General features: G+C 68.6%; 22 protein-coding genes and 1 pseudogene. 7 read left to right on the top strand and 16 right to left on the bottom strand.

All coding sequences use genetic code 11. The features are described from left to right. The gene (locus FHR32_RS25340; RefSeq protein WP_184757010.1) at positions 1-945 is read right to left on the bottom strand and encodes an NAD-dependent epimerase/dehydratase family protein; all 945 of its coding nucleotides are present in this window, start codon (positions 943-945) and stop codon (positions 1-3) included. Between the two features lie 83 nt (positions 946-1,028). After that, on the bottom strand, positions 1,029-1,163 hold the full coding sequence (locus FHR32_RS46115) for a hypothetical protein (RefSeq protein WP_281391048.1): 135 nt from the start codon (positions 1,161-1,163) through the stop codon (positions 1,029-1,031). Between the two features lie 64 nt (positions 1,164-1,227). Here FHR32_RS46115 and FHR32_RS25335 point away from each other — a divergent pair, with 64 nt between their 5' ends. From FHR32_RS25335 to FHR32_RS25325, 3 genes are all read left to right on the top strand, one after another. Beyond that, a complete protein-coding gene (locus FHR32_RS25335; RefSeq protein WP_184757009.1) occupies positions 1,228-1,926 on the top strand; it encodes a TetR/AcrR family transcriptional regulator in 699 nt (232 codons plus the stop codon). A gap of 213 nt (positions 1,927-2,139) precedes the next feature. Beyond that, positions 2,140-4,347 (top strand): GmrSD restriction endonuclease domain-containing protein, encoded by a 2,208-nt coding sequence (locus tag FHR32_RS25330; RefSeq protein ID WP_184757008.1) that lies wholly within the window; start codon positions 2,140-2,142, stop codon positions 4,345-4,347. Between the two features lie 115 nt (positions 4,348-4,462). After that, a complete protein-coding gene (locus FHR32_RS25325) occupies positions 4,463-5,623 on the top strand; it encodes a DUF262 domain-containing protein (RefSeq protein ID WP_184757007.1) in 1,161 nt (386 codons plus the stop codon). A gap of 55 nt (positions 5,624-5,678) precedes the next feature. On the opposite strand, the gene FHR32_RS25320 is transcribed toward FHR32_RS25325, so the two are convergent. The 3 genes and pseudogenes from FHR32_RS25320 to FHR32_RS44695 form a co-directional block, all read right to left on the bottom strand. Then, entirely contained in the window at positions 5,679-6,296 is a 618-nt protein-coding gene (locus FHR32_RS25320) for a type IV toxin-antitoxin system AbiEi family antitoxin domain-containing protein (protein ID WP_184757006.1), read from the bottom strand. Positions 6,297-6,378: 82 nt separating this feature from the next. Further along, positions 6,379-7,980, bottom strand: a pseudogene (gene hsdR / locus FHR32_RS47355) (EcoAI/FtnUII family type I restriction enzme subunit R); the annotation flags it as partial. A 98-nt stretch (positions 7,981-8,078) separates the two neighbouring features. Beyond that, positions 8,079-9,347 (bottom strand): RNA-guided endonuclease InsQ/TnpB family protein, encoded by a 1,269-nt coding sequence (locus FHR32_RS44695; protein WP_312882693.1) that lies wholly within the window; start codon positions 9,345-9,347, stop codon positions 8,079-8,081. A 34-nt stretch (positions 9,348-9,381) separates the two neighbouring features. Between FHR32_RS44695 and tnpA the strand changes: the two genes are divergently transcribed. Further along, the gene (gene tnpA, locus FHR32_RS25310; protein WP_246467414.1) at positions 9,382-9,798 is read left to right on the top strand and encodes an IS200/IS605 family transposase; all 417 of its coding nucleotides are present in this window, start codon (positions 9,382-9,384) and stop codon (positions 9,796-9,798) included. A gap of 69 nt (positions 9,799-9,867) precedes the next feature. On the opposite strand, the gene FHR32_RS25305 is transcribed toward tnpA, so the two are convergent. The 9 genes from FHR32_RS25305 to FHR32_RS25265 form a co-directional block, all read right to left on the bottom strand. Further along, positions 9,868-10,704, bottom strand: a complete 837-nt coding sequence (locus FHR32_RS25305; protein ID WP_246467412.1) for a DEAD/DEAH box helicase family protein — start codon at positions 10,702-10,704, stop codon at positions 9,868-9,870. A gap of 179 nt (positions 10,705-10,883) precedes the next feature. After that, positions 10,884-11,729 (bottom strand): SAM-dependent methyltransferase, encoded by an 846-nt coding sequence (locus tag FHR32_RS25300; RefSeq protein WP_184757003.1) that lies wholly within the window; start codon positions 11,727-11,729, stop codon positions 10,884-10,886. A gap of 261 nt (positions 11,730-11,990) precedes the next feature. Continuing rightward, on the bottom strand, positions 11,991-13,274 hold the full coding sequence (locus FHR32_RS25295; RefSeq protein ID WP_312882692.1) for an FAD-binding protein: 1,284 nt from the start codon (positions 13,272-13,274) through the stop codon (positions 11,991-11,993). A gap of 182 nt (positions 13,275-13,456) precedes the next feature. Next, entirely contained in the window at positions 13,457-13,960 is a 504-nt protein-coding gene (locus FHR32_RS25290) for a MarR family winged helix-turn-helix transcriptional regulator (protein WP_312882691.1), read from the bottom strand. A gap of 13 nt (positions 13,961-13,973) precedes the next feature. Continuing rightward, the gene (locus tag FHR32_RS43100; protein ID WP_221466196.1) at positions 13,974-14,360 is read right to left on the bottom strand and encodes a hypothetical protein; all 387 of its coding nucleotides are present in this window, start codon (positions 14,358-14,360) and stop codon (positions 13,974-13,976) included. A gap of 225 nt (positions 14,361-14,585) precedes the next feature. Continuing rightward, positions 14,586-16,295, bottom strand: coding sequence for a 2-isopropylmalate synthase (gene leuA, locus FHR32_RS25280; RefSeq protein WP_184757001.1), 1,710 nt, complete (start codon positions 16,293-16,295; stop codon positions 14,586-14,588). A 228-nt stretch (positions 16,296-16,523) separates the two neighbouring features. Continuing rightward, a complete protein-coding gene (locus tag FHR32_RS25275; RefSeq protein ID WP_184757000.1) occupies positions 16,524-17,378 on the bottom strand; it encodes a class II fructose-bisphosphate aldolase in 855 nt (284 codons plus the stop codon). Continuing rightward, positions 17,369-18,382: a 1-phosphofructokinase family hexose kinase gene (locus tag FHR32_RS25270; protein ID WP_184756999.1), complete on the bottom strand. Its 1,014-nt coding sequence runs from the start codon at positions 18,380-18,382 to the stop codon at positions 17,369-17,371. The genes FHR32_RS25275 and FHR32_RS25270 overlap by 10 nt, the downstream gene beginning before the upstream one ends. Before the next feature lie 134 nt (positions 18,383-18,516). Then, positions 18,517-19,422: an SIS domain-containing protein gene (locus FHR32_RS25265; RefSeq protein ID WP_184756998.1), complete on the bottom strand. Its 906-nt coding sequence runs from the start codon at positions 19,420-19,422 to the stop codon at positions 18,517-18,519. A gap of 405 nt (positions 19,423-19,827) precedes the next feature. Between FHR32_RS25265 and FHR32_RS25260 the strand changes: the two genes are divergently transcribed. Both FHR32_RS25260 and FHR32_RS25255 read left to right on the top strand, forming a co-directional pair. Beyond that, entirely contained in the window at positions 19,828-20,598 is a 771-nt protein-coding gene (locus tag FHR32_RS25260; RefSeq protein ID WP_184756997.1) for a DeoR/GlpR family DNA-binding transcription regulator, read from the top strand. 193 nt (positions 20,599-20,791) lie between these two features. Continuing rightward, positions 20,792-21,037: a DUF2630 family protein gene (locus FHR32_RS25255; protein WP_184756996.1), complete on the top strand. Its 246-nt coding sequence runs from the start codon at positions 20,792-20,794 to the stop codon at positions 21,035-21,037. Positions 21,038-21,198: 161 nt separating this feature from the next. Here FHR32_RS25255 and FHR32_RS25250 read toward each other — a convergent pair whose 3' ends face one another. Then, the gene (locus FHR32_RS25250) at positions 21,199-22,185 is read right to left on the bottom strand and encodes a hypothetical protein (RefSeq protein WP_184756995.1); all 987 of its coding nucleotides are present in this window, start codon (positions 22,183-22,185) and stop codon (positions 21,199-21,201) included. After that, positions 22,182-23,180 carry a transporter substrate-binding domain-containing protein gene (locus FHR32_RS25245; RefSeq protein ID WP_184756994.1) on the bottom strand — a complete coding sequence of 333 codons (999 nt, stop codon included), beginning with the start codon at positions 23,178-23,180 and terminating at the stop codon, positions 22,182-22,184. Before FHR32_RS25245 ends, FHR32_RS25250 begins: the two co-directional genes overlap by 4 nt. A gap of 310 nt (positions 23,181-23,490) precedes the next feature. Between FHR32_RS25245 and FHR32_RS25240 the strand changes: the two genes are divergently transcribed. Then, entirely contained in the window at positions 23,491-25,218 is a 1,728-nt protein-coding gene (locus FHR32_RS25240; protein ID WP_184756993.1) for a serine/threonine-protein kinase, read from the top strand. Positions 25,219-25,250: the final 32 nt, after the last annotated feature.

Here is a 25,250-nt window from a genome sequence, read left to right as displayed (position 1 = left end):
CTACGCCGCCGCGGCCAGGCGCTCCCGCCACCAGGCGATGGTCGTGGTCAGCGCCTCGTCCACCGGGGTCGGCGCCACGCCGAAGGTGGCCTGGAAGTCGGCGGAGTCGACGACGAAGGGCCTGACGAACTGGTAGCGGACGTGCTCCAGCTCGCCGAGCATCGGCGAGACGGTGCCCGCCGCGCGGACGAACCAGCGCGGCATGACCTTGACCCCCGGGTTCGGGACGCCGGCGAGCGCGCAGAGACGGTCTGCGACCTGCCGGGCCGTCATGGCGGGAGCGGTCGGGACGTGCCAGGCCCGGCCCCACGACCGGTCGTCGGTGGCGGCCGTCACCAGGGCACGGGCCACGTCGGGCACGTAGGTCCAGCTGTGCGGCTGGGCCGGGTCTCCGATGAAACGGACGGGCTTGCCGGCCAGGAGCCGGGGGACGAACCGTTCCCCCAGGTGCGACTGGTCGAGGCAGCCGGGGCCGAAGTAGTCCGATCCCCGCACCTCGGTCACCCGGACCCGCCCGGCCTCGTGCGAGGCCAGGGCGTCGCGCCACATCCGGACCCGCACTTCCGCCTTCTCGCTGGCCGGCCGGAGCGGGTCGTTCTCCCGCATCGGCCCGCTGGGAGGAGCGTAGACGTAGAGGTTGCCGAGCATGACGTATCCCGCGCCGGTGGCCTCGGCGGTCGCCAGCAGGGAGGCCGCGATCGGCGGCCAGTCCTGCATCCAGCGGTGGTAGAGCGGGTTGACGCAGTTGTAGAGCGCGTCGGCCCCCTCGGTCAGGGCGATCAGCCGTTCCCGGTCGGAGGCGTCCGCCGCCACCTTGCGGACTCCCGGCAGATCGGGGCCGGAGCCCGAGCGGCTGACGAGGACGACCTCGTGTCCCTGGCCCGCCAGCAGCCGGGCCACCTCGGAGCCGATCTGACCGGATCCGACGACGACGTGCTTGGTCATGGTCATTCTTCCTTTCACTGATCTCATCCGTTTCACCCCTGCTCGGTCTGCCGGTTGCGCGGAACTCACCGGCTCCATGGGGCTCACTGGTTCCAGACGAGCCGGAGGACGGCGTTGACGAGATAGACGGCGACGAGGAGATCGGTGTTCTTGGCCAGGCTCAGCATCAGGGGCTCCTCGGAGAGGGTCGTTCCGTTCTGAGAGCAATGCTCTCGCAAAAGAGCATTGCCCGTCAAGAGCAGTGCTCTCTTTTATTTTTAGTGCTCTGGTAAGGTGCCTGGCATGAGTTCAAGCCGCACAGCACGGGAACGGGTCCGCGCCGAACTGACTCGCGAGATCACCGACATCGCCCGCAGACACCTGGCCACCGAGGGCGCGGGCGGCCTCTCCCTGCGCGCGGTCGCCCGCGAGATGGGCATGGTCTCCTCAGCGATCTACCGCTACTTCCCCTCCCGGGACGACCTGCTCACCGCTCTGATCATCGATGGCTACAACGCCATCGGCGAGGCCGTGGAGAACGCCGACGCGGCCTGTCCGCCCGGGGACCACACCGGCCGGTGGCTGGCGGTGTGCCATGCCGTACGGGACTGGGCGCTGGCCCATCCGCACGAATACGCCCTGCTGTACGGCTCGCCCGTGCCCGGCTACCATGCGCCGGAGGACACCATCGCCGCGGCGGTCCGCGACACCGTCGTCTACGGCCGGATCATCTCCGACGCCCACCAGGCCGGAGCCCTGAACCCTCCGGACATCTGCCCGTCCGTCCCGGCCTCGTTCAGCGAGGACGCCGATCGTGTCCGAGAGCTCATCCCGGGCGTCTCCGACGACGTGATCGTCCGCGCCCTGATCGTCTGGACGGGTCTGTTCGGCTGGCTCAACTTCGAGCTGTTCGGCCAGTTCAACAACACGATCCTCGACCGCACCACGGCCTTCGACCACTCCATGCGCTGCCAGGCCGCCTTCCTCGGCCTGCCCGCCTGACCTTCCGGAAGCGACCTCCGGCACGGAGGAGGTCCTCCGAGCCCCACGACCGGGTCCTCCGAAAGGGAAAGGCCGACTCAAGATCACGCAAGGCCGAGGCCGGGGTCACGACTTCGGCAGGATCGGTAACGATGCCACTTTCGGCGTGATAAATGAGAGTTAGCGGGCTCTCGACGAGCCACACCCCCGCAGGCGAGAGGCGCTCCCGAGTTCATGGCGGACAGTCCCATTCACAGCGAAGGTGTAACGGTCCACAACCTCTTCAGGAAGAACTCCTTCGCACTGGACTACTACCAGCGGGAGTACACCTGGACCCGTGACGAGGTCCGCACTCTGATCGACGACCTCAGCCACCGGTTCCTGAGCCAGTGGAACCCCCTGCACGAACGCGACGAGGTCAACGGCTACGCCCCCTACTTCCTCGGTCCCTACGTCTACCACGAGAGCGACGGCCGTACCTTCCTCGTCGACGGCCAGCAGCGCGTCACCACGCTCCACCTCCTGCTGATCTACCTCCGGCAGCTGCTGATCGACCAGGAGAAGTGGATCTACGCCGATGAGCTGGAGGGGCTCACCTACACGGCCCGGCACGGCAGACGGAGCTTCAAGGTCGGCAGCTCCGAGGAGCTGGCCCGCGCGCAGCTTCTCAACGCCCTGGTCACCGACTGGAACGACCTCAAGGGATTCACGCTGTCCGACGACGCCCATGTCTCCGTGAGAAATCTCCACGACCGGAGCAGGGAGATCGACGGCGACTTCCCCGAGGTGTTGCGCGGCGAGGCCCTGGTGCCCTTCGTCCGGTGGCTGCTCGACCGCGTGTGCCTGGTCGGCATCCAGGCCCTCGACCAGGAGAACGGACGCGAGATCTTCGTGTCCATGAACGACCGGGGACTCCGGCTGAGCCACGTCGACCTGCTGAAAGGCCACCTGTTCCGGCGGGTCAACCCGCAGACGCGCGAGGAGCTGGGCAGGTCGTGGGCCGACATGCTGGCCCGTCTCACCTCCGCGGAGACGGACTCTCCCGAGGCCAGCACGCCCAGCGCCTACGTCCGCTCCTTCCTCCTGGCGCAGTACGCGCACTTCGACGAGACGTCCACCGACGCCGCCGAGATCGGGCGGGCCGTTCACGAGTGGATCCTGCGCAACGAGATCCAGCTGGGGATCGACCGGCCAGCCGGCGCGCGGGAGTTCATCGGGAAGCTCACGGACGCGTCCGAGCGCTACCGCGTCCTGCTCCGGGCCTGCCGGGAGTTCAGGCCCGAGCTCGCCGCCGTCTTCTTCAACGGCTACAACGGCATCGACAACCAGTTCACGCTCCTGCTCTCCGTCGTCTCCCCCGAGGACACCGACCAGGCGTTCACCGAGAAGTGCTCGATGGCCGCGGCGTTCCTCGACCTCGTCTACGTACGGCGGTGCGTCAACAACCTGCCCGTGCAGCGCCGCGACCTTGACGAGATCATCCACCGGCTGATCCCGGTCCTGCGGATCTGCCGGACGGCCGAGGCGGTCGCCACCGTCCTCGGCCGGGAGGCCTCCCTGCTGGAGCACGACTTCCGCGAGATCGCGTCCTTCGGCCTCCGGGCGAACAACCGCCGCCTGATCCGCTACCTGCTCTCGCGCATGACCGCCCACGTCCAGCGCGCGTGCGAGGGGGGAGAGCACGATTACGAGTTCCTCCGGGGACCCCGCGACTACGAGATCGAGCACATCTGGGCCAACCGTTTCGAGCGGCACACGGACGCCGTCAGGACCCCCGCGGAGTTCGACCTCTGGCGCAACCGCCTCGGCGCCCTGCTGCTCCTGCCCAAGTCTGTCAACGCGAGCTTCCGGGACGACCCCTACGGGCAGAAGCTTGAGCACTACTACGCCGAGAACCGGCTCGCGGCCTCCCTGCACCCCAAGAGCCGCCTGCGCAACACCCCGTTCACCCACTACCTCAGAGCCGCCGGCCTCGACCTGGCGTTCCGGCCCTGCCAGGAGTTCGGCGTCCAGGAGATCGAGCAGCGGCAGAACCTCTACCGGCTCCTCTGCGAGGAGGTCTGGAGCCCGGCCAGGCTCGGCTTCCGGCTGCCGAAGATCACTGTCGTCGTCCCCGAGCCGGCCGCGTCCCGGCGCCGTTCCACGCGCTACGGCGTCGAGCTTCTCGACCTGATCAGGAACGGCTTGATGAAACCGGACGCCAAGATCTTCCGGACGGTCAGAGGCGTGGTCCACTTCGCCACCGTCGAGGCGGACGGAGCGATCAGGCTGGAGACGGGCGAGGCCTTCCACTCCCTGTCCGCCGCCGGGGCCGCGGTCGCCGGGACGAAGGCGTGTGCGGGCTGGGATGTCTGGCGGATCGAACGCGACGGTGTCGCGGTCGCGCTGAAGCGTCTCCGCGACGAGGTCCTCAACCGTGGTCTGCCGAAGGCCGGCTCATGATGTTCAAATGACCGACGGGGGAGGCGCGATCCTGGCAGCGCGATCACCAACGCCTGGACACGCCCCTCCCTCTTTGTCACATTCATCCCCTCGACGTCGTCTTCCCGGAGAACCAGTGCAGCGTTCATCTCCTCGCAGGCAGCTTCCCCGCGATCCCGAGCCTTCGACACCAAGGCTTGTCACCGTCGCCGACGACATTCTCGCGGGCCGCATCGTGCTGCCCAAGTTCCAACGAGAGTTCGTCTGGTCGCGCCAGCAGATCCTGAACCTGCTCGACTCCGTGGCGAGGAACTATCCGATCGGCAGCATCCTGCTGTGGGAGAGCGACCAGGAACTGGCCAGTGAAAGAGCGATCGCGGACCTGGAAGTCGACTCGTTGCCGAGTGGCCGCCACGTCAACTACCTGCTCGACGGCCAGCAACGACTGTCCACAATCTGCGGCGCGCTCTACTGGGAGCCCGACGGCGACCCGAAGAGTCCGTGGAACATCGTCTACGACCTCACCGAGGGCACCTTCCACCACCGGGACGACTTCGAGGAACCCCCGCCGACGCAGTTCCCGCTGCGGTTCCTTCTCGACGGAGCGGAGTTCGTCGTACGGCTGGAGCGGGTCGCCGACGAAGAGCTGAAACAGCGAGCGAGGCTGCTCTACAACCGGTTCGCGAACTACCAGATCGCGACCGTGACGCTACGGGACATGTCGATCGAGGAGATCGGCCTCGTCTTCGAGCGCATCAACACCACGGGGACGGACCTGACCCTCGTGGAGTTCATGAGAGCCGCCACCTGGACGCCGGACTTCGACCTGCTGGACTCGATCGACGAGATCAAGGAGGTCCTGCGCCGGAAACGCTACGGGGACCTCGACCCCAAGGTGATGCTGCGCGCCATAGCCGCCACCGCCGGATTCGGTTACTCGCGCGGCGATACCGAGCAGATCCGAAAGCTGCCCAAGCCCAAGCTGAAAGAGGCGATCGAGAAGACGAAGGAGGCCGCCAGCCGTGCGGTCGACTTCCTGGTGACGGAGATCAGGACCCCCTCGTCCAGGACACTGCCTTACGACACCCAGCTCGCCATTTTGGTCGAGGTCTTCGATCGGATCGCCAGGTCGAGATCCTTGGTGGCCCTCGCGCGGTCCAGAAGCCGGAACTCCATGACCGCGCCGCCCTTGAGGACCCAGCGGCCGGGCCGGAACGTGGACAGGCGAGCCGCCACACGCTCGAAGAGAACCCTGCGGCGGAGCCTGCCGAGGTCGGTGCCGTTGGTGTCGGCCTGATCCTTGAGCCTGCTCTCCAGTGCCTGGCGTAGCGAGACCGCACTGCGGTATCGGGTCACGCCTTCTCCGCCCTCAGAGCGCGCTCGACGCCCAGCTCGGCGCGTTCTCCGAGATACTGAGCCGCGCGAAGAAGCCAGCCACGGGTGGTCTCGCCACGCTCCAGAAGCTCGGCGACAGCGGAATCGATCATGTCCTGGTCCACCGCGTCGGCGGCTGATTCGGCGATCGCCCGAAGTGGCGTGGTCACTCTGAAACCCTCGCGATCCTCGATCTCCTCTGGCCGCAGCTCGGCGTGGTGAAGCACGATCTGCTGGTTTTTCTGCCGGAATCCCGGTCCGACCGTCAGATGAATCTCCTCCGGGTTCGCGATCCCGAGATCATGGACGGCCAGCGCACTGACGTGTGAGACTACAGCCCGCCTCTTGCTCCAGAGCCACCATCGGACGAGATAGTCATGATCGTCACCGGGCAGCACGGAGAACTCGCGGAGCCGGTAGAGCCCCCGATCGATGTGCAGCCAGTTGCCTCGCTGAGCGTGGAAACGCTGAGCCTGATGGGAGTAGCCCGCCTCAACGGCCTGGGCGGCGGTGAAATAACCCCTCTGGCCTGCGGCGAGCTCCCAAAGCTTGTCACGGCGCCTGTTCTGCGGCCACAGCTCCCGCTCGATCAGCATGCCCTCACCCTAACCAACATTAGCTATAAGTCGCCTTTAGTTTCACGTGTTGATCATACGTGAAACTAAAAGTGAATTATAGTTAAGCTGCGTCGTAGACGTGTTCTCCCAGCCTGTCCAGGATCTCCCGGAGCTTCTCTCCTCCACCGAAACGGACCGCCAGCTCCGACGGGCTGCCCAGATCTCTGAGCGGCGGGAGAGTCAGCACCGTGGGCCTCAACTCGACCGGACCGTGCTCGATGTACTTGTCCAAGATGAGCTCCAGGATCTCCCGGGCGTCCTCCGCGAAGGATTCGAGGAACTCCCGGTGCTCTCGGCGCACCCGGCGTGCCCGCTCCCTACGCGTCATGGCGGGAAACTCCCACGCCGCAGCGAGCAGCAGATCGAGCGGGTCGGCGTCATGGTCGCTCATCTGCTCAGCCAGCACCTTGAAGTCGACGCCCTGTTCTTCAAGCGTCCGAAGGATCGTCGACCGCGAACCGGCGCGTGCCCACTGGCCTCGCAACTCCATCGGGCTGAGGTTCAGCTTGCGGACCCGGTCACCGGCGAACACACGGTATTCGATCATCTTGGGCCGGCCGCTGTCGTCGTCCATGACGTAGAGGGTGTCGTTCCAGATGAACACGTCTTGGCCGTCGACATAGTATTTGCGTGCCCGCGTGGTCAAGGTCGAGATCAGCTCGTCGTCGCTCATTTCCTCGGCAGGGTCGAGGATGCCGCCTTCCTGCTCCTCGTAGTCGACGTGAGGCTCGGCGACATGCGAGTGCTCGTCGGTGAGGTCGTCTTCGGCGTTCTCGACCGCGTGTCCATCGTCGTCGATCTTGACCTCATAGCGGCGAACAGGAGGGCCGTCGAACTCCGGATCGTTGAACTTCCTGGTGGCGTACACGAAGTCGATGATGTCGAAGCTGAACTTGTCCTTGTCGGGGAACAGCCTCGTGCCGCGTCCCACGATCTGTTTGAACTCGGTCGTGGAACCGATGGGCCGGAAGATCACAACGTTGCGGACCATCGGCATGTCCACCCCGGTCGAGAGCAGCCTCGACGTCACGGCGATCACCGGTGCGTCGGAGTCGACCTTCTTGAACTCGTCGAGATGCGCGAGGCCAGGGTCGCCGTCCCTGGAGGTGACCCGGACGACGTAGTCACCGCCGTACTGCCGGGACAGGTCCCGGTTGAGGTTGTGCAGCGCAATGCGCATCCGGCTGGCATGGTCGGAGTCGACGCAGAAGACGACGGTCTTGTTCATCCGGCCGGTCTCGTGCAGCAGGTCCGTCAGATACTGGGCCGCGACCTCGGTGCGCTCCTTGATCAGCATGGTCTTCTCAAAGTCAGGCTGGTTGTACTCCCGTTCTGGGATGAGGTTGCCGTAGTTGTCGAGCTGGCCCGGCTGTGGCTCCCAGCCCTCGACATCGATGTTGATGTTCACCCGGCGTACCCGGTAGGGGGCGAGGAACCCGTCGTCGATCCCGTTCCGCAGGGAGTACTCGTAGACCGGCCTGCCGAAGTACTCGTAAGTGTCGGCGTCCTTCTCGCTGATAGGCGTCGCCGTGAGGCCGATCTTGACTGCGGAGTCGAAGTGGTCCAGGATCTTCCGCCAGTTCGAGTTGTCCTTCGCACTGCCCCGGTGACACTCGTCAACGACGATGAGGTCGAAGAAGTCCTTGGAGAACTTCTCGAAGAGCGCGGTGGTGTCACCGGAGGTCTGCCTGCCCTGCCTGTCGAGTGACTGTTGAACTCCTCCCCGGCCTGGGGGCCGGAGACTCTCCCGTCGCGTCGCGGTTAAGCGGCGCGCGGGGGTTGACGCTTCACCGACCGGGTAACCCCGAGGTCTCCACGCCCTGACACCGGCGTTCCGACGGCGTTCTTGATATTGATCGCGGCATTGGTATCGGCATGGCCGACCCAACCGCACGCGGGGTCGGTACAAGCGAACACGGTTCTGTCGCGGCCGGCCGCATCACGGTGACCGCATCGGTGGCACGTCTGTGAGGTGCCCGGGGCGGGAACCTTGACGACCTGTCCGCCCCGGTCGGCACTCTTGTATTCGAGCAGGGTGACGGTCCGGCCCCACGCCTCGCCGCTGATCGACCGATTCAGCCCCGCCTTTTGGGCGACGTTCCTGCCCGGGGCTTCGATCGTGCCCTTGGCGGATTTGACCATGTTGAGAATGGAGAGTTTCTCCACCTTGATCACAGCGAACGTGTCGGCGAGTTCGGTGGTGGTCTGGTGCTGCCAGTCGACGGCTCGGCGCTTGGCTTTCGCGCGCAGCCGGGCGATCTGATCGTAGGTGCGCCGCTCCCGCCCCGAAGGGCGGGTCCTCTTCGGCCGGGCCGCACGCCGGCGAGCCGACGTCTTCTCCAGCCGGCGCAGGTGTTCTTTCTCCCCAGGCGTGAGCCAGGGGGCGTGCTCACGCATCGTGCCGTCCGACAGGGCCAGCGCGACGGTGACCCCCCGGTCGATCCCCACCGTGTGGCCCGGGTGCACGGTAGGGACCGGCGCGAGGAGAATTTGGGTGCGGAACACCACCTGCCAGCCGTGAGCATCCTTGACCAGCCGCGCTCCCGTGATCCGCCCGGCGGGGCCGCCCCTGGTGAGGCCGGGCAGGTCCTTGGTCCACCGAAACCGCACCCGCCCGACCTTGGGCAGGTTGACCGCACCCCACCGCCGGTTGATTCGCTTGATCTGCAGGTCGCGAGCCTGAGGCACATCGACGGCCGGTCGGGAACCGAACCGGGCCTTGAACGTCGGGCGTTTAGCGGGGTGATCAGGGTTGAAGAAGTTCGCCCACGCCTGCCGGTAGGTCTTCAGCACGGCCTGAGCCGCCTGGGCGGGCAGTTGGCCTATCCAGTCGATCTCATGACGAGCCGCCCGGATCGCGGTGTCGCAGTCCTTCAACGTCGCGAACCGGCCCTGCCGGAAGGTGAAGTACTCGTGTAGCAGGTTCCACAGCGTGCGGGCGGTGTGCGCCTGGCCGTCCAGCACCGCCACCTGGGCTGTGCTCAACTCCAGGCGGGCCACATGCGCCCGCGTCTGCTTCACCTTCTCCACACCCTGATCGTATCATTTGGTTTATGTCACCGAGATGGAAACCGAACCCCGATGTGTACACCGGACGGCACGTCGTCTACCACCTCCACGCCCATTTGGTGTTCGTCACCAAGTACCGGAGGGGGCCTTCACCGACCCGATGCTGGTCCGATGCGAACAGATCATGCGGGAGGTCTGTGCCGACTTCGAGGTCGAACTTCGCGAGTTCAGCGGCGAGGACGACCACGTCCACCCGCTGGTCCGCTACCCACCCAAGGTCGCCCTGTCCAAGCTGGTCAACTCGCTGAAGGGGGTCTCGGCGCGGATGCTGTGCAAGGAGTTCAGCGCCCACGTCCGCACGTACCTGTGGGGCGGGCATTTCTGGTCCGGCTCCTACTTCGCCGGGTCGGTTCGCGGGACACCCCTGACCGTGCTCAAGCAGTACATCGAGCAGCAGAAACGGCCGGTCTGATCGGGGTGGACGCCGATTCGCCTGGCGGCGAATCGGCTGTTCTTGCCCCGCTACGCGGGACAGTCCGCTTCACCCCCGGCCTGAAGGCCGGAGCACTACGGACGAAACCGGGTAGATATGCCTGCCAGACTGGGCGATCCCGCGTCCCAGCTTGTGAACGGCTTCGCCGAACCCCTTGACGAAGTATTCGTCTTTCGGCTGGTCTACAAGGATGTTCCGATCGGCCAGATAAAGCACCCGTGGCAGACGGCCCTCCGGCCAGCGCGCCTGCCAGAGTTTCTTGACGATCTGGTAGGCCACCAGGGTCTTTCCCGTGCCGGTTGCCAGGACGAGAAGGACCCGGTCCTGCCCTCTGCCGATGGCTTCGACCGCTTTGTTTACAGCGAGCCGCTGATAATAGCGGGGAATTTTTGGAGTATTGTCCCAATTTTTCACGGAATGGTCGAACGGGGTGGTCAGAAGATCGGTGATGGCCTCATCGTCGAGTCCCTTGGCATGACGAAAACGGGCCCAAAGCTCTTCGGGCGAGGGATAGTCATCGATCTCGATGAGCGTGCCCACGTTGAGGTCGATCTCGTAGATCTTCACGCCGTTCGTGGCATAGGCGACGGGCAGCTCCAGCTTTTTCGCATACCGCTTCGCCTGCTCGATGCCGTCGTCCGCCTTGATGGACGTCCGCTTGACCTCGACGACCGCGACAGGCACGCCCGGCCGGTATTCGAGCACGTAGTCAGCACGTAGGTTCATCCCTCGCCTCGGCCTGCCGCCAGCAGCGAGGATCCTGCCATCCGTGATGACGTACTCGTCGACCAACTGATCTCGGCTCCACCCCGCCCGATCGAGCTGGCGCTCCACGAGGGATCGTCGGGTTTCGTTCTCGTTTGGGCTAAGAGATTCATTGGCCATAGTCAATTTTTACCCAACAAGAGCGACACGAGGCCCAACTCAACCAGACCGTAACGTCGGTCTCACACGTTTTTGTGAACGATAGACGATTTGCAACAAAAAATACTTAATATACTTTTTGGCATCAATTGCCCCCAGACAATAGAGAAACGGCTGATCACTGTCCGATGAGGGAGAGGTCATCGCACCCGGCCGACGACCCCGAGGATGCCGGGCTTGACGAGGTCGACCTCCACGTCCTCCTCAGGGCGCCAGGCCTGCACCTGGACGATTCCCGGCTCCACGAGGTCCAGCCCGTCGAAGTAGCGGCGCAGGTGCTCGGGGCCGCGCGCGGCGATGGATCCCGCGTTGGTCCTGGCGTAGACGTCCGCGCCCCTCTTGATGGTCACGTCGTCGTGGTCACCGGCGTAGATGTGGGAGATGACCAGGTGGCTGCCGGGGGCCAGCGGGCGCAACAGGCTCGCGACGATCCCGGCGACCTGCTCGTCGTCGGGGATGAAGTGCAGGATCGCGACGAGCAGGACCGCGACCGGCCTGCCGAAGTCGACATGGGCCCGGACCTCGTCATCGCCGAGGATGGCCTCGGGCTCACGCGCGTCGCCCTCGACGACGATCGTGTCCGGGTTGTCGGCGAGCAGCGCGCGGGCATGGGACAGGACGATCGGGTCGTTGTCGACGTAGACCACCCGGGAGCCGGGCGCCTCGCGGCCGGCCACCTGGTGCACGTTGTCCTGCGTGGGCAGACCGGTGCCGATGTCGATGAACTGCCGGATCCCCGCCTCCGCGAGGTGCCGCACCGTCCGGCCGAGGAAGGCGCGGTTGGCCAGTGCGACCTCGCGTGTGCCGGGCACCAGCTGGATGATCCTCTCCGCCGCCTCGCGGTCGGAGGCGAAGTTGTCCTTCCCGCCGAGGTAGTAGTCGTACATCCGGGCGGTGCTGGGGGTGTTCGGATCGACTTCCGGCGGAAAGCCGGCGGAGGAGTCCGGCTCGGCGGGGTTTCCCGGAGCGGGCGCACCGTTGATCATGGGACTGCCTCCAGAGGTCGGAAGGGGCGGGGGCCGGCATCCGAGGGATACGGCCGGTCGACCAACGCCTGGAAACGGATGCCTGTCCCCCGGTTGAGGATGTGCAGACCTGGCCATCACATGATCGTTCAGAGGCGCGGACAAATCAAGATCACATGATGGCCGCTCCGTCCTCCGGCTCAGCCGGAGGCGAAGCCGATCGGCGCGGTTGTCTCGAAGGTACGGATCAGCTTCTTGTTGACGAGGCCGGGCGCGGGCTCGTCACCGAGGGTCCTCACCGAAGACGTAGTCGTCGACGAACGCGTTGCGGAACTTGCCCGCGGGGTCGTAGGCGCCGAGCAGCCGCTGGAAGTCCGGCAGCCGCTCGTACAGGGACCGCACGCGTTCCGGGCGCGCGACGAAGAGCTTGCCCCAGTGCGGCCGTGCCTCGAAGGGCTCCAGTGCCTCCTCGACCAGAGCGAGCACCCGGCTCACCGCCGGCCAGTCCTTCTTCCAGGTGAAGTGGAGGGCGACCGCCCCCTGTCCGTAGCAGGGGCTCATCCACAGATCGTCCGCCGCGACGGTCCGGATCTCCGACACCTGCAGGACGGGGGCCACGCTGTCCCTGATCCGGTCCAGCGCGCGGAGCACGCCGATCGTGTCCCGGCGCGGCACCAGGTATTCCGACTGCAGTTCCTCCCCGCTGCTGGGCGTGAAGTCCAGGCGGAAGTGCGGCAGCCGTTCGTGCCACGGGCCGGGCACGCCCCGCTGCCGGGTGCAGTTGACGGCCGGCATCCCCGGCAGGGGATGCAGCTCGGTCTCCGCCAGGGTGGCACCCAGCCACCGCGGTTCCGCCTCCCAGCCGTCGCCGAGGCCGTCGACGCGCCGTTTCAACCACACCTGGTCGATCTGCGGGCCCCGCCAGCCGGTGAACAGGCTCACGCTGTACGCCGCGGAGAAGATCTCCTCGAAGTGGTCTTCCAGGCCGGCCCAGGGAAGGTTCTCGTACAGGTCCTGCCGCACCTCGAACGCCGGGAGGACCTCGAGGGTGACCCGGGTGACGATCCCCAGCGCGCCGAGTCCGACCACCGCCCCACGGAAGCGGTCACCGTCCCGCTCCCGGGTGAGGACGGTGATCTCACCGTCGGCGGTGACCATCTCGATGCCCGCCACCGCGGTCGGCAGGTTCCCGTTGGAGTCTCCCGAACCGTGCGTGGCCGTGGCGCAGGCCCCGGCGACCGAGATGTGCGGCAACGAGCCGAGGTTGTGCAGGGCATAGCCCTTACCGTGCAGCCACCGGGCCAGCTCGCCGTACCGGACTCCGGCGGAGACCGTGACCGTGCGGCGTACGGTGTCCAGATCCATCGAGGCCGGAAGGTTCTCCAGCGAGACGAGGTCGCCGTCGGGGCAGTCGGCGATGTGGTTGAAGGAGTGACGTGTGCCGAGCGCTCGCAGCCGGCCGCTACCGGCGACCACGTCCTGCAGCCGCTCGACGCTGCCGGGGCGGTGGAGCCGTGCCGCGCCGTAGGTGACGTTGCCCGCCCAGTTCGTCTGCCGTCCGCTCACCGGTATGTCCTCTCTACACCTGGCACCGGCGTGCATGCGGCCCCGGTGACGGTGGGATGACCGTCACCGGGACCGCTCACGGTCGCGCCGGGCTCATCAGGCCGACTGTGGGGACCGGCATGGGATTTGATGGTATATGGGCGTATCGCGATGAAGGTTGGGGCTAGGCCGGATAACAGCGGTCAGGGCTGGCGGGTGCCCAGCCGTCCTTCCAGCAGGAGCAGCAGCTCGCCGAGGAGCCCGGCCAGCTCCCGCTGCCGCTCCGCGTCCAGGCCCGCCAGCAACGACGCGTCGTATCCGACCTGCTCGGGAAGCATCTGATCGATGATCGTACGGCCCTGCTCGGTGAGTGAGAGGTGGGAGACCCGCCGATCGCGGTCGTCGGGGCGGCGGATCACCAGTCCGCGCTCCTGGAGGAACCGCAGCCGCTTGGTGACGGCGGCCCCGGAGGCGAAGGTCTCTCTGGCGATCTGGCTGGGGGTGAGTTCCTGGTCAAGCCGTCTCAGCGTGCCGAGGATGTCGAACTCGGGCCGGGTCAGGCCGTGCCCGCGCAGCGGCGCGTCGGTGGCCTGCTGGATCAGCAGGAAACAGCGGTTGAGGCGTCCGATCACGGCCATCGGCGCGGTGTCCAGCTCCGGGTTGACGCGCTGCCACTGACGCATCACCTGCGCGACGATGTCCTCCACGCCCCCGCTTCCCTCAGCCGTCTGTTGATCCACAGCAGACTCTATCCCGGACGGGCCCGGCCAGTCGTGCGAGCGTCCGGTGGCCCCGCTGCTCGGCTCCGGCGATCCGCTCCTCCGGCAGTGCGCGCTGCCACCACTCGCCGGCGGCGACCTCGGCGGCCTCGCGGAGCTCCACCAGGGCGGCGGTGAGCAGGCCGCGGGCCCGGGAGATGTCACCGGGTCCGGGAGAGGTGTAGGCCGCCAGGTCCAGGCGGCCCAGCGCGAGGAGGGTCAGATCGGGGACCGCCAAGGCGATGACCGCGCTGAGCGCGGGCTTGTGCCAGATGTCACCGAACCGGCCGAGCCGGAACGTCCCCTTCAACGGCAGCCGGCGCACGGGCATGCCCGGTCGCCCGCTCATGATCCCCGTTCACATGTTTATCAAGTGTTTTACCCATAAAGTATATAAGGTTGCGGCCACCGCCGGACATGACTCGACCGCGCGTCCGCGGGTCACGCGGAAGGCGCGGTCGAATGGACGGCGTGCCGCCTTGTGGGCTGCTACCGGACGCGTCGCCCCGGCAGGTCGTGCCGGGGCCGCGTGAGCCGTACCGGGTGTGCTCTGCGGGAAGGCCCGCGGAACGCCCTAGCGGGTGGCGCGGTTGACGGCGGAGATGATGGCCTTAAGGGAGGCGGTGGTGGTGTTGGCGTCGATTCCGACGCCCCACATCGGCTCACCCGCGATCTCGCACTCGATGTAGGAGGCGGCCTTGGCGTCGGTGCCCGCACTCATCGCGTGCTCGGCGTAGTCCAGGACGCGGACCTGGACGCCGATCCCGGCCAGCGCGTCACAGAAGGCGGAGATGGGGCCGTTGCCGACACCCTCGACCTCGCGGTTCTCCCCGTGGATGCGCAGGTCGGCGCTGATGGCGTCCTTGTCGTCGCCCCTGGAGACGGTGCGGTGGGCCAGCAGGCCCAGACGACCCCACGGGCTGGCCGGGTTCGGGAGGTATTCGTCGGTGAAGACCTCGAACATCTGGGCCGGGCTCACCTCGCCGCCGAGGGCGTCGGTGCGGGCCTGGACGACGCGGGAGAACTCGATCTGCAGACGGCGCGGCAGGTCGAGCTGGTGGTCCGCCTTCATGATGTAGGCGACACCGCCCTTGCCGGACTGGCTGTTGACCCGGATGACCGCCTCGTAGTTGCGGCCGATGTCCTTGGGGTCGATCGGCAGGTACGGCACGGCCCAGGTGAACTCGTCCACCGGAACGCCCGCGGCGGCCGCGTCGCGTTCCAGGTGCTCGAAGCCCTTCTTGATCGCGTCCTGGTGGGAGCCGGAGAAGGCGGTGTAGACCAGCTCGCCGCCCCAGGGGTGACGCGGGTGGACGGGCAGCTGGTTGCAGTATTCGGTGATCCGGCGGACCTCGTCGATGTCGGACAGGTCGATCTCGGGGTCGACGCCCTGCGAGAACAGGTTCATGCCCAGCGTGACCAGGCACACGTTTCCGGTGCGCTCGCCGTTGCCGAACAGGCAGCCCTCGATCCGGTCGGCCCCCGCCATGTAGCCCAGCTCGGCGGCGGCCACCGCGGTGCCCCGGTCGTTGTGCGGGTGCAGGGAGAGAATGATCGAGTCGCGGTAGGCCAGGTTGCGGTGCATCCACTCGATCTGGTCGGCGTAGACGTTCGGCGTGGCCATCTCGACGGTGGCGGGCAGGTTGACGATGACCTTTCGGTCCGGGGTGGGCTGCCAGACGTCGTTGACGGCGTCGCAGACCTCCACGGCGTACTCCAGCTCGGTCCCGGTGAAGGACTCCGGCGAGTACTGGAAGTAGACGTCCACGTCGGAGGCGTCGGCCAGCTTCCTGCAGAGCTTGGCGCCCTCGACCGCGATGGCGGTGATGCCCTCGCGGTCCTGGCCGAAGACGACCCGGCGCTGCAGCGTGGAGGTGGAGTTGTACAGGTGGACGATGGCCGTCTTCGCGCCCTGGATCGACTCGAACGTCCGCTCGATCAGCTCGGGCCGGGCCTGGGTCAGGACCTGGATCACCACGTCGTCGGGGACGAGGCCCTCTTCGATGATCTGCCGGACGAAGTCGAAGTCGGTCTGCGAGGCGGCCGGGAAACCTACCTCGATCTCCTTGTAGCCCATCCGCACCAGCAGCTCGAACATCTTGAGCTTGCGGTGGGAGTCCATCGGGTCGATCAGCGCCTGGTTGCCGTCACGCAGGTCCACCGCGCACCAGCGGGGAGCGGTGTCGATGACCTTGCCGGGCCAGGTGCGGTCGTCGAGCCGGACCGGGGCGTAGGACTCGTAACGCTTGAACGGCATGGGGCTGGGCTGCTGCTGCGGATACATGCAAGGGCTCCTCGACTGGAAAGTCAATCGTGGCCGACGCGCATGGCTCGCTCCGCGACGAGGGAGCCGGCCTCTTACAGGCCCTCGTCGCGGCAGCTAAGAAGCAGGCCGCGCAGCATGACTAGCACGCTAGCAGACGGCTGCAAATATCTGGGACACGGGCCCACATTGTGAGATCTTCGCCTCGCCGCGGGCCGGCGTGGGAACCCTGGGCGGTCTGGTTCCCGCTCAGGCGCCGTCTCCCCGGTGTGCCGGGTTCAGAACGCGCAACAGGTGGGCGACCTGGGCGGCGACCGCGTCGCGGCCGGCCCCGAGATAGTCGCGCGGGTCGACCCTCTCCCGCCGTTCGGCGAGCCTGTCCCGGACGGCCGCGGTGAACGCCTTGTTGAGGTGGGTGGCGATGTTGACCTTCGTCATGCCGTGCCGTACGGCCCGCGCGAGACCGTCGTCGGGCACTCCCGAGGAGCCGTGCAGCACGAGCGGGACCGGCACGGCGTCGCGGAGCTCGGCGATGAGGCCGAGGTCGAGCACGGCGTCGCGGGTGAGCATCGCGTGTGAGGAGCCGACCGCCACCGCGAGCGCGTCCACACCCGTGGTCTCCACGTAGACGGCGGCCTGCCCCGGCTCGGTGCGCGCTCCGGGCGCGTGCACGCCGTCCTTGCCGCCGACCTCTCCGAGCTCGGCCTCCACGAAGACCCCGCGCCGCCGCGTCCGTGCGGCCACCTCCGCCGTCGCCGACACGTTCGCCCCGTAGGGCAGCGCGGAGGCGTCGAACATGACCGACCCGAAGCCCAGCTCGACCGCCTCGTCGACCAGGTCGGCGCGGGTCGCGTGGTCGAGATGGACCGCGACCGGTACGGCGGCCGCCCGCGCGATGGCCAGGCACGCGGCCCCGATCGGCGCCAGCGCGCCGTGGTAGGCGACGGTGTTCTCGCTGATCTGCAGGATCACCGGCATCCCCGCGTCCTGCGCGCCGGAGACGATGCCCTCGGCGTGCTCGATCTGGATGACGTTGAACGCCCCCACCCCTCGCCCGGCCCGCGCGGCCTCGGTGACCAGCTCGCCGGTCGGTGTCAACGGCACTGACTGTCCTCACTTTCGCTCCGGGCGCGTTCCAGGCGGACGCGGCCCACGTGGTCGAGATAGGCCGCCTGGTCGATCTGTCCCGCCAGGGGGTGACGGACGGCGGCGGCCGACAGGGCGGCGGCCTGGACGAGCGTGCGGGGCCAGTCCCAGCCCGCGGCGAGGCCGAGTGCCAGGGCGGCCACGGCCGCGTCGCCCGCCCCGGTGGGGTTGCCTCCCCGCACCTCCGGTGGCACGGCCCGCCACCGCCCGTCGGGGGTGTCGGCGTACAGGCCGCGTGGACCGTCCGACACCACCACCGCGCGCGCCCCTTCCCGCCGCATCCACGCCGCTCCTCCGGCCGGGTCCGGTGAGTTCGCGGACCCGGTGGGGCCGGACGTGCCGTTCCGAGCGGTCATGGCCCGGCCCAGCTCGGAGATGTTGGGCTTCACGACCTCGGGACCGGCGGAGAGGGCCGCGAGGAGCGCGCCGCCGTCCGCGTCGAGGACGGCGGGCACGCCGTGCCGCTCCGCCTGCCTGACAAGCGCGGCGTAGGCGTCCGGGGGCAGTCCGGGGGGCAGGCTGCCGCTCAGGACGACGACCGTGGCCTCGGGCAGCAGCCCCTCCAGCCGCCGGCACAGCGCCTTCCACTCCGCCGGGGTGACGACCGGCCCCGGTTCGTTGAGCATGGTCACCGTCGCGGCGCCGCTGTCGACGACGGCGACCGTGCGGCGGGTCTCCGCCGCACACGGCACGAACGCGTATGCGAGCCCGGCCTCGTCGAGATCGGCCAGGAGCGCCGTCCCGGCCGCTCCCCCGGCCAGTCCGACGGCCACGACCTCCACTCCCCCGGCCACCGGCCCCACGGACCCGCCGGAGAGTCCGTGCAACAGCCGGGCGACGTTGACGCCTTTTCCGCCGGCGCGGCAGGACACCTCGGCGACCCGGTTGGTGGCGTCGACGGTCAGGGCGTCGAGACGGTAGGTGACGTCGAGCGCGGGGTTGGGGGTGACGGTGACGATCACGTCGGCACCCGCGTGCCGGTGGCCGCGGCGCCCGGATCGGGCCACGGCACGGACACCGGGTCGAGCTCCTCGGTGACGGACGGGGGGAAGGGCATGGCGGCTCACTCGGTGATCGAGGGCGGAGGGGGCGAGAGCTACTCGACGACGACCGCGCGGGACAGGTGCTCGGGCGTGTCGCACTCCAGCCCGCGGGCGCGGGCATAGGCGATCGCGAGGCGATGCACCCGGACCAGCTCGACCTGCGGGTCGGCGGCGGCCACGCGCAGGGTCGCCCCGGTGGCCGCGATCGCGTCGACGACGTCGGCGGGCAGCGGGGCGAGCGACCAGACCAGGCTGCGCGGGCCCGCGCACGCGATGGGACCGTGGCGGTATTCCAGCGTGGCGTAGGACTCGGTCCACAGACGGGCGGCCTCCCGGCACTTGAGCGCGGCCTCGTCGGCCAGGCCCCGGCTCCAGCCGGTGCCGAGGAAGACCAGGTGGTCGTAGTCCGCCGGATCGGCGACCGGCGGCTCGCCGAGCGCCGCGGCGGCCTGGGCGGGCAGCGCGGCCACCTCGTCGCCCGCCGAGGCCCGCAGCAGGGTGAGGGCGGAGGTGGCGAAGCGGGTCTGCACCACGGAGCGCTCGTCGGCGAAGTCGAGCAGGACGTGCCGGTGGGTGACCTCGGTGATCGGGGAGCCGGGGGTGCCGGTCAGGGCGACCGTGGTCATGCGCTCCGACAGCTCCCGTGCCAGCCGTACGAGGTCGCTGGTCGTGCCGGAGCGGGACAGCAGGACGGCCACGTCGTAGGGGTCGGCGTCGTCGAGCTCGGTGGCGATCGACGCGCGGGTCCTGCCCTGGCCGAGGCGCTGCCGCAGGTGGGCGTAGGAGTCGAGGATGTAGTAGGAGGTGCCGCAGCCGACCCCGAGCACGTTGGCTCCGGGCTGGGGCAGGGCGGCGCTCAGGCTCTGGGCGGCGTCGACGACCCGGTGCCAGACCTCCGGCTGGCTGTCGACCTCGGCCTGTGTGTGGCGGGCGAGCGGGGATTCGGTCGTGGTGGTCACTGCGGGACCTCCTGTGGCTCGGTGACGGTGAGAGTCCGGGCAGGCGCCCGGCGGACTCCCGTAGATCACATCAATCAATATCTCTCAAAAACATCCAAATCTTTCACTTCGGGACGGTACGCAGCCCCTCCCAGACTGTCAACATGCGAGGGGCGGACGATTCCCGCCCCTTCCGTCGCGTTAAAATGGCGGCCGGAGCGGGAGAACGAGAGAAGTTGACGCCTTCTGCTTGAAATTGATAGGACCGGTGACACCGGCCGGAGCCGCGCGGAGGCGTCATGCGACTCAACCGTGGCAAGATGCGGCCCCGGCTATCACGATCAGGTCCGCGGGCCGTTCAACCCGCGCCGTCTGATCGCGGAGGAGCCTCTTCTTGAATCTGGTGGACAGAAAGGCCGGTCACCGATGCTGAGCGAGAAGCGGAGAAGCACGCTGCTGCGTCATGTCCGGAGCAACGGATCAGTCAGCGTGGAAGACCTCGCCGAGCTGTTGAACGTGAGTGTCTCGACGGTCCGTCGCGACCTCGACGACATGGACGAGCGCGGACTGCTGCGGCGGGTGCACGGTGGCGCGCTGGCCGTCGACGGCTCCCCGGCACCGGCTGAGACCTCGATGCCGGAGCGGGCCGTCCACAACCTCGAGGAGAAGCGGCGGATCGCCGCGAAGGCGGTCGAGCTCATCACCCCGGGCGGCACGATCCTGCTCACCGGCGGCTCCACCACCGCCCAGATGGTGCCGCATCTGAGTGCGGTGCCCGGCATCACCGTGGTCACCAACTCGATCGCGATCGCCTACGAGATCGGCACGGCCACCGGAGACGTGCAGGTGCTGGTGCTCGGTGGACTCATGCGCAACGCCGAGCTCTCCCTGCTCGGCCACCTGACCACCCAGGCGCTCACCGACATCCACATCGACCAGGCCTTCTTCAGCGCCTACGGGCTCGATCCCGGGTACGGCATGCTCGGCGCCCACCTCGCCGAGGCCGAGACGGACCGCAACATGATCGCGACCGCCCGGCGCCTGGTGGTACTGGCCGATCACAGCAAGTTCAGCCGGCGCAGCGCGATACGCATCGCACCGGTATCCAGCGTCGACACCGTGATCACCGACCATGGCGCGCCCGAGGAGGCGGTGACGGCGCTCCGCGCCCACGACATCACCGTCTTCCAGGTCTAGTGCCGCATGCCTCGGACCGGCGCACCGAGGCGGTGCGGCAGCCGGAGGAGGCGACCTGGTCCGTCACCGGGCTCCCCACCGGCTTCATCGACCCAGATCTCGCCCCGGCCTTCGGCCAAGCCGCCCAGCGCGTCATGGAGTGGCCTTCTGCTGATCGGATACAGTCCGAAAAAAGCCATGACGGGAGAACTCGATGAAGGACGACGACATCCTCACCCATATCCACGAGCTCATCGCCGAGGAGCATGGGCTCCGGCAGCGACTGGCCTCCGGCGGGATCTCCTCCCACGAGGAGAACAACCGGATCATGCAGTTGGAGGAGGCCCTCGACCAGGCCTGGGACCTGCTCAGGCAGCGCCGGGCGCGCCGTGAGTTCGGGGAGGACCCCGACTCGGCGGCGCCGCGCCCGATCGACGAGGTCGAGGAGTATCGCCAGTAAGGAGTCGCATGTCCCGTCCCCTGTTCATCCTCGCCATCGGCGCTACCCGGGCATGTCCGCCGGCAGCGCGCTGGGCGGGGCCGTCCCCGTGCCCACCGGCGTGTGGAGCCCGAGGCGACGGGTCGATCCAGCGCTCTCCGGCCGCTCGCGGAACCGATCTCCTAGTCCTTGGGGCGGCCCTGACAGCGCGGGTCGACCGGGGTCGGCGGCGGGGCCGGGGCGAGCCAGGAGACCACGCTCTGCTCGACATACCAGCCGTACAGGTTCGCCCAGGTCCTGGGCACCTCGCCGAAGTCCGGACAGAGCACCTTCGACTCCAGCCGGTCGTTCCTGACGAAGCTGACGACACCGTCGCGCCCCAGGACGGTGGACATCTGGTCGTCACTGGCGACCAGGTAGCCCACGAGCACCCGCGGCCTCTCGTCCTCGCTCAGCTGCAGCGCCATCAGCGGGAGGATCGGCGCCTTCATCACGACCGCACCCACCAGGAACGGCGTGAGCACCGCCATCGCGGCCGCGATGCCGTGGGTGAGTCCCCGGGCAGGCACCCGGGGGACGGGGCCGGTCAGCAACACCGCGAGCCCCTGCGGGAGCGTGAGAAGCAGCGAGGTGGCCACGTCGTGTGCCGCGAACGCCGTACCGATGGCCGGCCAGAGCACGATGTAGGAGAGCACCGCGACCGTCACGGGCAGCGCGTAGCAGACGACGGCCCACAGCCCCTCGTTGCGGGGGAACCGGTCGCGCACCGTCAGCCCCAGCACGGTCAGCGACAGCATCGCCAGGGTCGGCAGGAACCGCAACTGCCAGGTGAACAGACCCACCACGACGGCCAGGGCCACCACCCAGCCGGGCAGTCGCTCGGCGGCGCGCACCAGCCAGGAGGAGCGGCCCGTGCTGATCCAGTACAGGGTGCCGAGCACCCGGCCGCCGAGGATGAGGGCGGGCAGCACCCAGAGGGTGGTCAGCAGGACCGCGCTGAGCAGGCCCAGCGGGCTGATGTTCTGCAGGAGCAGGAGCAGCGTCTGGGTGTCCTGCCGGCTGGCGTACCACAGCCGCATCACCAGCAGGACGAGGGGGAAGATCGGGAGAAGTGTGAGCAACCACTCCTGGTTCCTCGGCGCGTCCTTGACCCGCGCGGTGCTTTTCAACGGGACGGGCACTCCTGGACGGGGAGCGTACGCTCCCACGGCCACCTGCGCACCGGCGGGGGCGGCGCGCAGGGCTGCTCCGCCAGGGCGACGTTCATGCCGGGGCTGGCCGCCAGCAGCGGGTCGATGTAGGTCTGGTAGGCCTGCTCCCACCTCTGGTCCTGGGGGTCGGCGTAGGAACGGTAGAGCGCGAGGTCGACCAGGGTCCGCAGCGCACGGTTGGAGCCGGCGTTGACGGCCCACATCTCGGTCTTCTCCAGTGCGATGTCGTGATGGCGCAGCTCTTTGGGGGACTCGGTGACGAACCCGGCCAGGATGGCCGCGTCGGTGGTCACCGCGTCGAACGTGTACTCTTTCCGACCGGTCACCGCGTCGAACGTGTACTCTTTCAGACCGGCCATGCAGTCGCTGATCAGGTTCTTGCCGGTGACGGTGGCCCCGGTCACGCTCTCCAGCTCCTTCTCGGAGGTGGAGGTGCCGAGCGTGCAGACCTTCTTGCCGGTCAGCTGCCCCAGCGAGGTGACGCTTCCGGGGTAGTCGGACCTGGTCACCACGGACTGCTCGGTGTAGAGATACGGCGTGGAGAAGCCGACGGCGGAATCGTCCTGCCGGGCGCGTGTCACGCTGAAGCTGGCGACCACGAGGTCCACCCTGACGGACCGGCCCCTGTCGTCCAGTGCCTGCATGCGTGCCCGGTCCTCGGTCTCGATGGCCAGGAAGTCGACCTTGTCCGGCGGGTAACCCAGCTCCGCGGCGATCATGTAGGCGATCTGGATGTCGAACCCGGTGAAGGCACGCCTGCCGGTCTTCTCCTGGAGGGCGATGCCCGGGGTGTCGGCCTTCACCCCGATCCGGAGCCTGTCCTTGGTGAACAGCCCGGCCTGCTCCCGCAGCTCGGCCTCGGTGGGCGGCCCGTTCACCCACACGACGGACGCCCCGACCACGAGTGCGGCCAGGATCAGGGCGACCCACGCCGCGAGCCGGAACCGTCTCATCCGTCGTGGCCGGACAGGTCCGGACGGCATGCCGAGAGCGGGCGGCATATCGTGAGCGGGCGGCGGACCGGGCTCCGGGCCGGGCCGGGCATCATGATCTTCGGAGGGTGCCGGTGGATCCTCCGCCGGCCTTGCCGCGTCCGCAGGCTCTTTGCCCATGACACCTCCGGGATCCCCGTCTGTCTGGCAGGCTATGCGGCCGCCACCGGAATCGGGCGCTTCTTCATCAAGACGAGATCAAACGTCTTACCGGTCCGATGACCGAAATACCCCTTAAGATCCACTATCAGATCTCTGGAAGCAGGGGACGATGGATCGTGTCATTGGGCCGTACCGCGTGGTGCGCGGGCTCGGGCAGGGAGGCACGGGCGAGGTGTTCCTCGCCCGTGACCCCGACGGCCGTCAGGTCGTCGTCAAGCTCATCCACCCTCACCTGGCCGCCGGACCGGCGTTCCGGCAGCGGTTCCAGCAGGAGGCGGAAGCCGCCTCCCGCACCGCCAGGTCCTGTATTGCCCCGGTTGTGGACACCAGGCTCGACGGTGACCAGGCCTACCTGGTCACCGAGTACGTCGACGGCCCGGACCTGCGCCGACGGGTCGAAGGCGAGGGCCCTCTCGCCGGATCGGCCCTGGACACGCTGGCCGTGTCCACCGCGGTCGCCCTGCAGGCCGTCCACGCCGCCGGGGTCGTGCACCGGAATCTGAAGCCGTCCACCGTCCTGCTGGGTCCGCTCGGCCCGAGGGTGATCGGCTTCGGCGTGGCCCATCTCACCGGCCAGGCGGGCGCCCCCGGGTACGTGTCGCCGGAGGAGGCGCGCGGAGAGGAGGTCGGCACCGCGTCGGACGTGTTCGCCTGGGGCGGGATCGTCCTCTACGCGGCGACCGGCCGCACCCCGTCCGGCGGCGGCACGGGGCTGTACGGTGACCGTGTCGGACCCGGCCTGACCGGACTGCACGGCGCCGAGCCCGGCCCGGCAGAGCCGCCAGGTGGCAGCGTCGAGCCGGATCTGACCGGGCTGCACGGTCCGCTCCGCGAGCTGGCCGGGCGCGCCCTCGCCTGGGACCCGGCCCACCGCCCGAGCGTGCAGGACATCCTCAGGATCCTCACCGGCGCGGCCGACCCCGCCACGTCTCTCGCCTCGAGACCCGCCCCGCCGAACCCGCAGGAGGTACGGCCCCCCGCCCTGCCCGCCGTGGTGGAACGCCCCGCGCCCCGGCCGCCGACCCCGGCGGCGGACACCCCCGCGACGCAGTGGAGGCGGTCGGTCGCCCTTCCCCTCGCCGGAGGGGTGGCGGTCGCGCTGGTCGTCGCCGGTATCTCCTTCTTCCTGCCGGACGACGGCGCCGCCGGCGACCGCAGGCCCCCGACGCCACCGGCCGTCGACGTGAGCGGCACGGCCCAGCCCACGGGCTCCCCCTCCGCCCCGACGACCCCGTCACCGTCACCGTCCTCCACCCCGGCGACGGCCAAGCCCACGTCGGCGCGGACCCTGCCGTTCCTGGACGACTTCACCGGCCCCAACAGCGGCTGGACCGTGGCGGCGCGGGGCAGGGGAAAGCACCGGCCGGTCCGCGGCGCCTACCGGCTCGTCGCCTCCTCGGACGACTACCTCCCGGTCATCGCCCCCGTGAGCACACCGGTGGGGAACACGACCATCACCGCGAAGCTCCAGATGCTGGGCGGCAAGGGCACCTTCGGCGTCTTCTGCCGTGGCATGGACAAGGGTTCCCGCCGCTACGAGTTCTCGATCACCAGCGACGGTGACGCCTCCATCGTCAAGAGCGGCGAGGCGCCCGCCACGGTGAAACGCGTCCGCGTGCCCGGTTACGACCCCGCCCGGCTCGTCAGCCTGCAGGCGACCTGCCGGGGCGGCACGGCGGGGACCAGCCTGAGCCTGCGCGTCAACGGCAGGCAGGTCGTCTCCCGGATCGACAGGAAGGGGCCACTCGCCTCCGGCTCCATCGGCATGTTCGCCCACGCCTCGCGCGACGGCTCCGGTGTGGACGTCAGCTTCAACTCCTTCGAGGCGCTTCCCTGATCCGGTGACCGCAGGCGCAGGGCCACGTCCAC

The sequence above is a fragment of the Streptosporangium album genome (genome assembly GCF_014203795.1).
GTDB lineage: Bacteria > Actinomycetota > Actinomycetes > Streptosporangiales > Streptosporangiaceae > Streptosporangium > Streptosporangium album.
This window is presented reverse-complemented; position numbering and strand designations above follow the sequence as displayed.